General features: G+C 67.2%; 8 protein-coding genes. 2 read left to right on the plus strand and 6 right to left on the minus strand.

From position 1 onward, the window contains the following. Positions 1–275: 275 nt before the first annotated feature. The 6 genes from ACIG5F_RS13020 to ACIG5F_RS13045 all read right to left on the minus strand — a co-directional run bounded on the left by ACIG5F_RS13020 (position 276) and on the right by ACIG5F_RS13045 (position 10911). Positions 276–1109, minus strand: coding sequence for a tetratricopeptide repeat protein (locus tag ACIG5F_RS13020; RefSeq protein ID WP_396517833.1), 834 nt, complete (start codon positions 1107–1109; stop codon positions 276–278). Between the two features lie 75 nt (positions 1110–1184). Next, positions 1185–7352 carry a PA14 domain-containing protein gene (locus ACIG5F_RS13025; protein ID WP_396517834.1) on the minus strand — a complete coding sequence of 2056 codons (6168 nt, stop codon included), beginning with the start codon at positions 7350–7352 and terminating at the stop codon, positions 1185–1187. Positions 7353–8203: 851 nt separating this feature from the next. Then, on the minus strand, positions 8204–8488 hold the full coding sequence (locus tag ACIG5F_RS13030) for a hypothetical protein (protein WP_396517835.1): 285 nt from the start codon (positions 8486–8488) through the stop codon (positions 8204–8206). Further along, complete coding sequence (locus ACIG5F_RS13035) at positions 8466–9116, minus strand: hypothetical protein (RefSeq protein ID WP_396517836.1); 651 nt, start codon at positions 9114–9116, stop codon at positions 8466–8468. The genes ACIG5F_RS13030 and ACIG5F_RS13035 overlap by 23 nt, the downstream gene beginning before the upstream one ends. Before the next feature lie 56 nt (positions 9117–9172). Continuing rightward, positions 9173–10789, minus strand: a complete 1617-nt coding sequence (locus ACIG5F_RS13040; RefSeq protein ID WP_396517837.1) for a recombinase family protein — start codon at positions 10787–10789, stop codon at positions 9173–9175. Further along, entirely contained in the window at positions 10768–10911 is a 144-nt protein-coding gene (locus tag ACIG5F_RS13045) for a hypothetical protein (protein ID WP_396517838.1), read from the minus strand. Before ACIG5F_RS13045 ends, ACIG5F_RS13040 begins: the two co-directional genes overlap by 22 nt. Before the next feature lie 249 nt (positions 10912–11160). Here ACIG5F_RS13045 and ACIG5F_RS13050 point away from each other — a divergent pair, with 249 nt between their 5' ends. Together ACIG5F_RS13050 and ACIG5F_RS13055 are read left to right on the plus strand one after the other, a co-directional pair. Next, the gene (locus tag ACIG5F_RS13050) at positions 11161–11931 is read left to right on the plus strand and encodes an SDR family NAD(P)-dependent oxidoreductase (protein ID WP_396517839.1); all 771 of its coding nucleotides are present in this window, start codon (positions 11161–11163) and stop codon (positions 11929–11931) included. A 45-nt stretch (positions 11932–11976) separates the two neighbouring features. After that, positions 11977–12570: a TetR/AcrR family transcriptional regulator gene (locus tag ACIG5F_RS13055; RefSeq protein ID WP_396517840.1), complete on the plus strand. Its 594-nt coding sequence runs from the start codon at positions 11977–11979 to the stop codon at positions 12568–12570. The last annotated feature ends 239 nt before the right edge of the window (positions 12571–12809 follow it).

Consider the following 12809-nt stretch of genomic DNA (forward strand, 5'->3'; position numbering starts at 1 on the left):
GCATCCACCCCGACCCGTCGTCCCCGCGCAGGCGGGGCTGTTCCTCGGCATCCTGCTGGGCTTCCCCCATGCGTTCGTCGTCCTCCGCGGAAGTCAGCGAGTGGATCCCCCGGCTGGAGCAGTCACTGCCAGCCTCCATACCGGCAATCTGACCTTCTCTCCCGTCATGGACAACGAGAGTCTCACCGATGAGCAGATCGTGGACAAGGCGATGCAGTATCGTCCGATCGAGCCCCTGAACGGTCAAATATCCCTTGGACACCCGACAGCGGCTGCTATTTCCTATCCAGCTCTTCCAATAGTTGGCGGGCGTTGAGGTCGCCCCAGGTTGCACCGCGCTCCAGGATGGCCTTGGCTTCCTCGGTGCGCCCCTGGTCGAGGAGGAAGTAGCCCAGGGCGTAACCCCACCCGGACTCGTCGTTGTCCCAGGCCGCCCAGAACTCGCGCTCGGCTGCGGCGAGGTCGTGGCGATGCAGCCACAGGAACCAGGCGTACTGCTGGTGGATGCGAGGCGCATCCAGTTCGACGCCCCGATGGAAGAGCTCCTCGGCGTCGTCAAGCCGGCCCAAGGTGGCGTACACGTCGGCGAGCGCGGGATAGATGGCGGGCTTGTCCGGGTCCAGGTACTTCTCGCCGATCTCCAGCGCCGCGCGGGGATCGTCGAGTTTGTCGAGATACAAGGCCATCAGGTTGCCGGGAGCCAAGTCGTCCCCAAACTCGGCCGACCGAGACAGCACGCTGATGGCTTCAGCGAAACGCCCTTCAAGCCTAAGGAAAAGCCCGTAGTCGTTAAGCGCTGAGAGGTCCCCGTTGGCAATCGCTTCCCGATAGGCGCGGTCAGCGGTCCTGGCTGCCCCGAGCTCCGAGGCCAAGGACCCGAGGAGGCTGAACAGATCGGTCCGGCCGCGCTTGATCACCTTCTTCAGAACCTTGAGCGCATCGCGGGGTCGATCACTGCCCATCAACGCGTACGCCAGCACCTCGGGCGCCGAGGGCTCTCCGGCTGCGACTGCGTCGCGCAGCAGGGCGATGGCCTCGTCGTGCCGGTCCTCGTCGCGCAATGCGGCCGCGCGTCCGGTCAGCGGCTCGTCCTCGTACACAGTGGTCATCCAACCTCTTGATTCCCCGCGATGCTAACAAGAGGTGGGCCAGCATGTCGCCGACCCACCTCCAGTCAACGATTCCTACCAGGCCCAGCCGTAGCGGATCTGCCCCTGATTGTGGCGCTTGTTCGGGTTCAGTGGAATATTCCGCCGCCCACCGTGCGAGGCCGCCTTCTGGTGTTTGCCCTCAGTCGCCTTACTCTTGCCGCTCTCGTGCGGTTTACGCCCCGCCTGGTTGAGCGGCAGATCCCTCTTCTTCTTGGCGAAGGCCATGCGCAGCGGGCCGATGGCCTGCCTGGCGCGGCCGGCCAGCTTGGGCGCGACCCGACTCGCCACCCGACCCACCCGGGTGACGACCTTCGCGATACACACAGCGGCGGCCACGTACTTGGCCGCGCCCATCGTGACGGCCCCGGCGGCGTACATCGCGGCCGCGCCCCAGTTGCCCTGGATTGCGTTGCCGACCGCGGCGACACCGCTGGCCACCGCGCCGATCGGACCGGGCACCCACGACACGACCTGCGCGACCTTGGTCACGACCGACACCAGCGAGCTGAACCACGAGTGCCCGTCCAGATCCAGCGCGTTGATCGGATCGCCGGAGACGTAGTCGTAGTCGTTGGCGGAGCCGCCTTCGACCGGGTCGACGGCGAGGAAACGGCCCAGCAGCGGGCTGTAGGGCCGCGCGCCCATCTGCACCAGCGACAGCGAGCCGCCGTGCTCGTAGGGGCGCTGGTACTGGCCCAGCCAGCCGTAGTCCATCGACCCCGGCGAGTTGTCCGGCACGCCGACCAGCGGCTGGCCGAACGGGTCGAACGTGCGCAGGTCGCCGACCTGGTGCCCAGCGGCGTCGGTGGTCAGCACCAGATCGCCGCGCACCGATGGGTGGTCGAACGTCGCGCCGGTCGAGGTGGTGTTGTACAACACCCCGCCGGGCAGCGACAACGTTAGCGAGGTGAGCCGATTGTCCTTGTCCAGCGTCAGATCCGGGCTGTCACCGTCGCCGGTGAAGCCGTAGCGCACGACGGTGTTGTTGTCGCAGTCACGGGGATCGCGCTTGACGATCCGGTTGGTCGCGTCGCGGGTGTAGGCGGCGGTCGCCGGCGTGGCGCCTGTTGTGGCGGCACCGATGTTGCGGTCCGAGCCGTCCCACTGCAACGTCGTCGTGGAACCGTCCGCGGCCGTCCACCCAGTGGTGTTGCCGTCGGCGTCGTAGCCGAAACCGGACAGCGCGGTCGCGCCCTGGGTCGCCAGCAGCCGGTCTGCGCCGTCGTAGCAGTAGCGGGTTTCCGCTGTGCCGCTTGACGTCTGGTCGAGCAGCCGCATCCGGTTGCCGTTCAGGCCGGCGTTGGTCTGCGTGCCGGTCGGGCAACTCGCCGCGGCCGTCGAGGTGAAGTCGTAGGTGTAGTGGTGACCTGCGACATAGGCCTCGGTCAGCCGGCCCAGCCCGTCGTAGAGGTAATTCGGCGCGTTGGGACGGGCGTCGACGCCGCCGAGCGACTCGTCGACGATCGTGCCCGCCGCCGACCGCCCGACCTGCGACACGATGTCCCTGCCATCACTGGTCTTCCAGTCCAACGACGACATCCGAGCGCCGTTGTCCCTGGTCACCGACGCCAGCGAGGATCCGTTGCCGTAGTTCACCGAGGCGAGTTCGCCGGCGCTGTCGTAGGTGACCGTGGCGAGCGTCTGGTCGCCGAGCTGCTGCGTCCGCACCCGCCCGGCGTCGTCGTAGGTGAACGACACCGTGCGAGGCGCGTCGGCGGCATTGGGTGGGGTGGTCGTCGACGAGGAGACGTGGCCGATCACGTCGTAGGCCGTGATGGTGCGCACGCCGTAGACGTCGGTGTAGGCCACGGTCCTGCCGAGCAGGTCAGTCGTGGTGGTGACAACGCCCTTGTCGTCGGCGACGGAGGTGGTCAGCGGATCGCCGCCGACCGCGTAGTCGTGGGTGACGGTGCGGGCGGCCGCGTCCTTGCTGGCCGGGACCTTCTCCTGCGCGGGCCGGTCGCGGCTGTCGTAACTGGTGCACGTCCAGTCGCCGCCGTTGTTCTCGGCGACGACCCGGCCGGACGCGTCGTACACCTGCTCGTCCACCCGCGCCGGTCCGGCCGCCGGTGTGGCCGAGGTGACCAGCTTGGGCAGCCCGCCCTGGTTGACCGCGGCGCTGCCGGCGACGCAGGGGTTGGCCCGCGTCTCGGTGTCGCCGTAGTAGGCGTAGCCGGTCTTCGCGCCGGTCGCCATCGTCTTGGCGGTCTTGCGGAGGTATCCGCTGCCCGGCGTCTCGTACGACACGGAGCCGCTGACCTTCACCCCGTTCTGACCGGCCTGCCCGGAGGCGGCCAGACCGTAGACCGGGTCGACGCCGGTGCCAGTGAACGCGGTGGTGGCCGTCTTGTCCAGCACTCCGTCAGACTCCGACGCGGTGGTCGACGTCTTGAGGCCGTAGCGCGGGCGCAGGTACTGGCCGGGCACATTCTCCTCGGCCTGGCCCGGCCGGATCCAGTTGAGGTTGATCAGGCCGACGTCGACCTTGTTGTAGTAGTCGACCCGGATCCGCTTGACCGCGCCCGCGGTGGCGTTGGCGTACGTGCCGGAGTAGGCGCGTGATCCGCCGTCCGACCAGCCGTCGATCACCAGCTGGTCGTCGATGAACACCCGGACGCCGTCGTCTACCCAGGCCTTGATGGTGTACGTGCCGGTGTCGGGGAACTGGATCTCGCCGGTGAACCGCGCCGAGAAGCTGGCCGACGGCAGGCCGGCGACGGGCGGCGTGGTCGCGCTGTAGTTGGCGACCAGCTTTCCGCTCGGCTCGCCGACACCGGTGGCGTAGACCTTCGGCGCGCCGGACAGGTCCTGGTTGTCGAAGTAGGCGGCCGAAAGCCCGGCAATACCGTCGTCATAGGTGTTGTGGCCGTGGGACATGGCGCACGTGCCGTTGGGAATCTGGCCGGTGAAGCAGGAGGCCGGGGCGGGGCCGTAGGAGTCGGTCGGGCGGTCGGCGTAGTCGTAGACCGTGGTCGACCTACGGCCGGCTGCGTCCGTTGTGGACAGTGACAGGTCTTTGGGGCTCCATTCCTGCGAGGTTGCGCGGCCAGCGCTGTCCGTTGCGGATAGTGCACGGTCGGCGTCGTCGTAGGTGACCCTGGTCGCGAACCCGGTCGCGGGGGACAGGCCGGCGACGTCGGTGTAGGTCGTGCGGTTGGCCGGGTCGTAGCGGTAGGATGTCGCGCCCCGAGGCTGACCGGACCGCGGGGCGGGCTCGGTGATCTTGGTGGCCTTGGGCTTGCCGGAAGCCGAGTCGTAGCTGATGTCGGAGCGGATGTCGGTTAGGCCGGCTCGATTGGCCGGGTCGGCGGCGATCCAGTCGTTCACCAGCGGGGTGCGCTGCGAGGTCAACAGACCAACCGCGTCGTAGCCGAAGTCGGTGACCTCCGAACCCGGGTCTTCGATCCGGGCCAGCCGGCCTTGGGAGTACCAGAGCCTGCTCTCGGTGCCGTCCCAGTAGCTGATACGGCATAGCATCTGCGCCGGGGCGGCCGTGTCAGCGCCGGCCGGCGGGGTGGCGCCGCCGTAGCAGTCGTCGCCGGACCGGTTGTAGTGCAGCACGTGCGCCCGGCCGCTGACCGGGTCCTTGATCTGCGTCAGTCGGGACGGGTCGCCGTTGTAGATGTTCTGCAGCGCGGCGGGTTTGCGCGAGTCAATAGCGGCGGTCTGGGTGTCCAGCTTGCCGTCGGCGCGGAAGACGAACACGTCGCCGCCGTCGGCCAGGGTGACTCGGCCGGTATTGTCCAGCGCGAGCACGCCGTCCTCGTCCTGCGGCGGTGTGTAGCCGCCGGCAGACTTCTTGGTCCAGGTGTGCTTGGCGCCAGTGGCGTCGGTGAGCACGACGTTCTGGTCGGTCACTTGCGCGGTGGTGTAGCTGGAGCCGTCGCCGTCCAAGTCGGCCGACAGCGTCCACCCCTTGGACAACGGCGGTAAGTCGCCGCTGTAGAGCCAGTCCGCCGGCACGATCTGCGCGGGAACGGTGGCGCCGTCGGTGGTCCGGGTGAACAGGCGCATCCGCGCGGGCCCGGTGATCTGCTGGAGTTCGACCTTGATCGGCACCCGCTGACCTTGGGTGAGGGCGACGCCGGTGGCCTGGGTCCAGTTCAGGTCGCTGACGCCGGTGCTGGTGTACACCTTGGCGCCGTTGATCCAGACCTGGGCGGCGTCGTCGTGCACTCCGGCGAACTGGTAGGTGCCCGTTGTCGGCGCCTGGAAGTAGCCCTCCCAGCGCACCACGTAGTAGCTGGACGACAGGGCCGGCGCGAACGGGGAGTCGGTGCCGTAGTCGACGTTCACCTGCGGCTCGGTGCGCACCAGCACAGGCTGCTGCGAGGAGCTGATGTTGCCGTTGTGGCTGAGGTCGTTGAAATACGAGGCACGCAGGCCTTTGTCGTCGGCCTGCTGCGAGTTGTAGGTGAAGGTCAGGCCGGCGTTGCCGCCCACGGTGGTGAACGTCGGGGTCGCCTCGGAGGTGGACACGTTGCCGTTGGCCAGGTTCACCGTCAGCGGCCCGGCATCGTCGGTGGGAGCGGGGCCGTGGTTGCCGATGCGTTGGTCGACCTTGAGGTGCCCGATCCACGGTGGCGTGGTCGTGGTGATGCCGCTGTAGGTGGTGGCCTGCCAGGTGTAGGCGACGCCGTCGCGCAGAACACCCGGCGGGACACTCCACTGCGGCGAGGTCAAGCACCCCGACTCCACCACGACGCCGGACTTGGCGTCTGCGCCGGTCGCGACCTTGAAGCAGTACTTGACCGGGTCGCCGTCGGCGTCGGACACCGGGCCGACCTGCAGCGTCGGAGTCAACGACGTGATCACCGAGCCGTCAGCGGGCGCGACCATGGCCGCGGCGGGCGGCGCGCTGCCGGTGTCCACGGTCAGCGTCGCGGTCAGGTACTTGTACGTCCAGGTGCCGGGATTCTCCGCGCCGACCAGCATGAAGAATGGCGTCAGGTCGCGGGCGTTGACCCGGTCCCGCAGGTAGGTGGTGAACGCGTCGCCGACCAGCGTGCCGACATCCCCAACAGGCGCGCTGGCCAGGTACTCGCCGACACCGTTGAAATCGAAGGCGGTCGCGTGGTACAGGTTCGCGTTCCAGGTCAGCAGCGAACCGGTGGTCGCAGTGTCCCTGGCGAGATCCATCTTCGCCCCGACAACGGTCTTGCCCCACAGCGACGAGTAATCGAAGTGGAAGACGCTGCGGCTGTAGGAGTCGCCCTTGTTCAGGCTGTTGCCGATCTGCAGCCCGCAGTTGTCGCACGTGTAGCCGTCGGTCCGGTACACGTGCGACTCGTTGACGCCGTAGGTGAACGTCGGGTCGACGTGCACCGGGTAGACGCGCTTGGCGTCGTGCAGCCACACCGGGTCAACCGAGACCGTCAGCCACCACCCGTCGGCGGCGTGGTCCAGGGCGTAGGTGCCGCCGGTCTGCGCGGGCGCCGTCGTGTCCGCGCCGGCCGAGTCCCAGGTTTGGATCGGCGGCAGCACCAACACGACGTTCCCGCTGGAATCCTTGAGCTGCACCGAATCCGAGCTCAGCTGCGGGGTCAGGCCTTGGGTGTTGAGCTTGAAGCGCCATGACGACGTCACCGACGGCCGCTTGAGCAGGATCGTCTCCTTCAACGCTCCCGCGGTCACCTCGTAGTCGAGGTTGGTGTCCGGCGCGACGTTCTCGTAGCTGGCCTTGTCGCCGGTGACCTTCGCGGTTGCAGGCGCGGCGTTGTCCAGTGCCAGCGACGCCTTTTTGTCGTCGATCTGCACGGACACCACGGCGGGGTCGTCCGCACGCTGCGCCAGCGACGGGTTCAGCGGCTGACGCTTGGCTGACGCCCGCTTGGAACCTCCGTCAATCTGGAGATTGGTGTCCACCGGCTGCCACTGACCGCTGGTGTCCTTGGCGTTGAGCGGCGCGGTCGACTGCCGGACCGAATGTGTGCCGTCCGGGTTGAGGTACTCCTCGCTGAACATCGACCGCGAGATCACCTTGGACCGCTGCGGGTCAAAGTGGCTGCCGCTCACGCCGGCGAGGCTCGACTGCACAGTGAAGTCCGCGCCGGGCTTCGGTGGCGTGCCCTGCTCGGGTTGTGGTGAGGCGCTGGGCACGAGCGGCACCCGGCGCGGGTCTTGGGCGTTCGACGCCGCGCTCGCGACCGCCGGCGACACGGCGATCTCGACCATGGTGATCGTCAGCAGGAACGCCAACACGGCGCTGATCAGTCGCAGGGCAGGTCTAGGTCGGCTGGCCGCGCGCGGCCAGCCAGGGCTGAGTGGAGACACAGATCCCCCCGGTAGTGGCAGATGGTCCGGCCGCGTCCCCGACTGTTCGCTGCGCCGTGCGCACAGAGTTAAAGACTAAGTAAGGATCCGCAATGGACTGATTGGCGTAGCGCGCGTTGGATCGGCACACTCTCGGTAGCACCAGGGGCCTGGATGCTCCCTTTAGTCCATAAAGGAGTCATCGGGATACGTCCAGTTGTCGCAACGTGGGGACTGTGTCCTTGCTGACGTAACAGCACCAGGGGTGATTCCGATGCAGCGTTTCGCCATGTTGCTCGGAACGGCCGCGACACGATGGAGCCGGCCTCATGCCGACTGTATGGACAGCTCGGGAAGTCGGCACCGCGATCCGACAGCATGAGCCCATCATGATGACCGTGACCGACGATCCCGGCGAGCTCCTGTTCGAGCGCTACCTCGCCCAGCGCGGCGGCGAGATCCTCGCCCGGCATCCCAACCTGCGCACGCGCAAACGCCCGGACTACCTCATCCGCCTGGCCGGCCATGAGATCGTGGTCGAGGTCAAGACCTTCAACACCGCCGTTCGCGTCCCACAACCGGGGAGCACGGAAGGTGCACCGTCTCCGTTTGCGCCGGTGCGCAAGAAGATCATGGTCGGTGCCGAGCAGCTCAAGGGGATCAGCCCGTACCCGCTTGTGGTGGTACTGGCCAACCCAGGGATTCGAACGCACATTCCGCATGAGCCGAACTGCTGCCTAATCGCTCGGGTCTCTGTCGACGTGCGCGGCGGCCTGGTTCACGGCGAAGCGCCAGGTCCATTAGCTGTTGTCGACGTAGAGGCGAGGTTCGGGGAACACCAAGGAGTTGGAGTTGTCGGCGTAGTCGAGGGAGACGCAGGTGTGGTGGTCGCCGTCCGGACGGGCGAACGCGAGTTCCCAGGCGTAGCGGCCGTTGCCGTAGTCCTCGTCGGGACGGCGGCGGGACTCGACGAGGGCGTAGTGCCAGCTGTGGCAGACGTCGGCGTTGAAGCGCTCGATGTTGGTGGCGGCGGTCTCCTCGGTGGCGGTGGGCAGCGGACCGCTACCCGGATTGATCAGAACCACGGCGGTCCTCCCTCGAGTCCGGATCCGGACTCAGATCGATCGGTGTCGACGCGGCGCGGTCGGCCCGCATGAGGGACACGAGGGCACGGGAGCGTTCTGCGCCGACGCCGAGTCGCTTGCGGAGTGTCTCGGCGGAGATGGGGCGTCGATGTTCGGCCCAGTGCTGGGCGTCCTCTTGTCGCGCCCGCTCCAGCAGAGCGTTCTTCGGTGGCGTATCGGTGCTGACAGGGTCGGATTGTGGTGCGGCTGGGTCGGACACCAGTGCCTGGAGGAATGCGGGTCCGACTTCGGCCCAGCCGATGAGGAGCAGCGGGCCGACCGCGTCGAAGGCCGCCTTGCCGTAGGCGCCGGCCGTGAGCGGACCGGCCACGTTCAGGGCGAGCGTGGCGAGGCTGGCGAAAACCAGAAGCCGCCTGGCCGGTCGTAGCTGCTCGGAGGTGGCACCGGTCAGGACGAGGTGGCGAAGGCCCAGTAGGAGTCCGAGAACGGACAGGTCGAGCGCTGGTGCGACCAGGGGCGCGATCCAGATCGGGACCCCGAGTTGGACAGCGAGGCCGAGAACATTGCCGAAACCGAACAAGAATGTCAGGCCGACGACGACACCCACGATCGCAGTGACCGCCCGCACGATCGGTCCTGCCGGCAGCACTCGGCCGCCTCTCGGCACAGTAGTAGTCGTCGTGATCACGCCACGCGCCACGCGAGGACGAGCCGGTCGGCATGGAATCCTCGGCGGCCGTTGGCGGGAAGGACGACGACTGCAGACAAGACCTCTTGGACATACGCGCGCTGCTGTGTCAGGGACAGCCCGTGCCAATCGGTTCGAAGCGTTGCTGACGCTGGGTTTGCGCGCGCGGTGCGAGCAGTCCAGCGCTCCCGGTCCCCCAACAGCTGAGTCTCCTGCGCCTCCAACTCTGGCAGCATCGTGAAGAACCGGTCGGCCGAGATACTCCGCGCCTTACGGGCCGCGTACAGCCCGGCCAGATCAGCCTGGACTTCTTCCAGATCCTTCTTGTGCGGCCATGGTTCTGGCGCCACCACCGCGTTGCGGCGCTCCGCCTCGATCTCGTACTTGCGAATCACCGCGGCACTGACCCACTCGTCGACCTCACGCCCGACGATGCTCACACCTCCGCCGCAGCCACCCTGCGACTTGGCCTCACAGGTGTAGTAGAAACGTTTCGGATCCTTCACTCGAGACTCGTGCGCCTTGAGTGCCCGCATCTTTCCGCGACAGCCCTGACGCCCACATCGGAGCGTGCCGGTCAAGAGGTAGGTCCGCGAGTTCTTGCCACGACCGGCGATCACGTTGTCGCCGATCACCGCGATCACGTCGTTCCACTCATCCACAGTGAGGACGGCGTCGAACAAACCACGGACCGGCGACCCGTCGGGACGACGCACTATCTCGATCCGCCAGGACTGTTTGCCCGTCTCCGGAACGAACTGACGGATACACTTAGATCGAAACCCAGCCAATCGCGGGTTGCGGAACACCGTCTTCACCGTCTGGGTGGTCCACCTGTTGCCGAGCGTTGTGAGTATTCCCTTGTCGTTCCACTCAACGACGATGACACTGATCGGTACACGCTGCGCCAGCCTCTTCGCTGCCTCCTGAATCACCCTGGCCTCAAAGGGATCCAGGGTTCGCTTGTCAGCCTTCCAGCCGAACGGACGACGTCCACCCGTGGGAATTCCGGCCTGTTCCAGGGCATGATGCTTACGTCGGACGCGACGAGAGGTGGCTGCAGAGTCACTTCCCTTGGCCGCAACGATCATGCGGGCAACAGTGCGACCGTTGTCGGTGAGCAGGTCGAGTGTGCCGGTGATGTCGATGATCGGACGCCCGAAGAGTTGGACGACTTCGATGGCGTCTTCGAGATGCCGGTTGTCACGGGTGAGACGGTCGATGTCGTACACGACCAGCCCGTCGAGCCTCTTCCCGTTCGGCGCCACGCCTCGCTTGAGATCCTTGAGCGCGCCTTCGAAGACAGGGCGCAGGACGCGGTAGCCCATGGTGCCGTCCGGCATCACCACATGCTTGCGCTTCCAGGCCGAGGTCGACGGCTCGACGTAGGTGTGAACGTAGTTACCCTTGCGGGACTCCACATACGAGCGACAGTCCTTGGTCTGCTCGTCCTTGCCCTTGATGTCCCTGCCAGTCATGGCGTAGGGGCTGGTGTCGATCTCCGAGGCGTCCTTCTTGACGTCGAGCTCGAAGGAAAGCCTAACGATACCAGCGATGTTCAGGTTCTCCAGGTTGCCCCAGTGAGCCCTGCTCACACGTTCGAACGGTTCCATGTTCTAGTCATACATACGAGCACCTGCTGATCAAGCAGCATGCCGAACAGGAGCGCCAGGTAGTCGCTGGAGAGCAGCGCGTCGGCGCCGGGTTCCTGGGCGAGGCAAAGCTTGCGGGTCACGGGCCAGAGTGTCCCACATCGCCTGACGCAGGGCCGGCAGGCGGAACGTCGCCGCCGAGACGGGCACCCGGGTCGCGTTGACGAGCTACGGCTCTACGGCGGGGCCGCGACCGCCTGCCGGTCGGCCCGCTTCCACAGCCGACGGTGACGGAACTGAGAGGCCAACTCAAATGACAATGGCACTCACATGAGAAGACCTGCCAAAATCTGGTAGGTTCGGCCGCAGTCACCTCGAGCAGGGAGAGCGGGATGCGAGGACTGGCCGGCAAGACCGTTGTGGTGTGCGGCGGAGCCACCGGGATCGGCGCGGGAACGGCCGAGCGGCTGGCAGCCGAGGGGATGCGGGTCGTGGTCGGCGACATCAACGAGCCCGGCGCCAAAGCGACCGCTGAGCGCATCGCCGAGGCGGGCGGTGTCGCGCTGAGCGCCGGCTTCGACCTGGCCGAGGAGGAATCGGTGCAGGCGCTGGTGGATCTCGCGGTGACGCAGTGGGGAGCAGTGCACGGGCTGGTCAACGTGGGCGCCGACACCTCTCCCAACACCATCGGGCGGGACCTCGATCTGCTGGAGATGGACTTCGACGTGTGGCGACGCACGTTGGACGTGAACCTCCTCGGCTTCGTCCGCTCGTCCCGCGCGGTCATCCCACTGTTCCTGGCACAGGGCGGTGGCGCGATCGTCAACGTGTCCTCCGGTGCGGCCTTCGGCGGCGAACCCACCCGGCCGGCGTACGCGGCGTCGAAGGCGGCGATCAACACGCTGACCCGCCACGTCGCGTCCCGCTGGGGAAAGGCCGGCGTGCGCTGCAACGCCGTGTCGCCCGGCGCGGTGCTCAGCGAGGCGATGATCAACTCGATGAGCGCCGAGTTCCTCGACGGCATGCTGGCCAGGACGCGGTCGCCCCGGCTCGGCCAGCCCGCCGACCTGGCCGCCGCCGTGGCGTTCCTGCTGTCCGACGACACCGCCTGGGTCAACGGCCAGGTGTGGACGATCGACGGCGGAGCCGCGCTCCGGCAGTAGATGTTGCCAATCGGGAATGATTCCCAATCCTGCTACGGTGGGCGCGTGGGGCTCCGGGAGAAGAAGGCGCAGAAGGTCCGCGAAGCGATCTACGACGCGATGCTCACTCTCGTCGAGCGTCACGGATACGACGCGGCCACGGTGGAGCAGGTGGCCGAGCACGCCGAGGTCGGGATTTCCACCGTCTACCGGTACTTCGAGAACAAGGACGCGATCCTGCTCGATCCGATCGAGCGCAACGTCACCAGGCTGGCCGATCTGTTCCGGACCCGACCCGACGACGAGGACGTCGCGGTCTCGCTGGGCTCGGTCGTGCACAGCGCGCTGGACCTCGACGCCGCCACCCGGGTCCAACTACGCCGGCTGCGAACGCAACTGAGCCACGCGCCGGGACCGCGAGCACGTCTGTGGGACTTCCTCCACCGACAGCGCCTGCTGCTGGAAGACGCCATCGCCGAACGCAGCGACCGGGGCGCACTGTGGAACTCGGCCGCCGCGCACCTCACCACCATGATCATCTCCATGGCGTCCAACCACGCCCACGACTGCCCCGACGACTCCACCCCCGCCGACTACGCGGACCAGGTCATCGCGATCCTGCACGGCGCCGATTCGCCGCTGCCGCGGCGACAGCACTGACCTCGCCGATCTCCTGGCCTTCCCGAGGAAAACAGCAAGAACGTCCATTGCCCTGAACGTCGGCGCGCGCGAACATGAGGCGTATTCCCGCTGCGGCGCCGGTCATCACCGTCCAGCCCTGAGGTCCGGGCGCGCCCGAAGTCTGCGGAATGCAATTGGGACCGCGCGAGCAACAGTCCTCGCGAAAACAGGTCGTGGACCGCAGCCCAATGCCGGACATACCATCAGGTCAGCTTCAC

The organism is Kutzneria sp. NPDC052558, assembly GCF_044547355.1.
In the GTDB taxonomy this organism is placed as follows: Bacteria; Actinomycetota; Actinomycetes; order Mycobacteriales; family Pseudonocardiaceae; genus Kutzneria.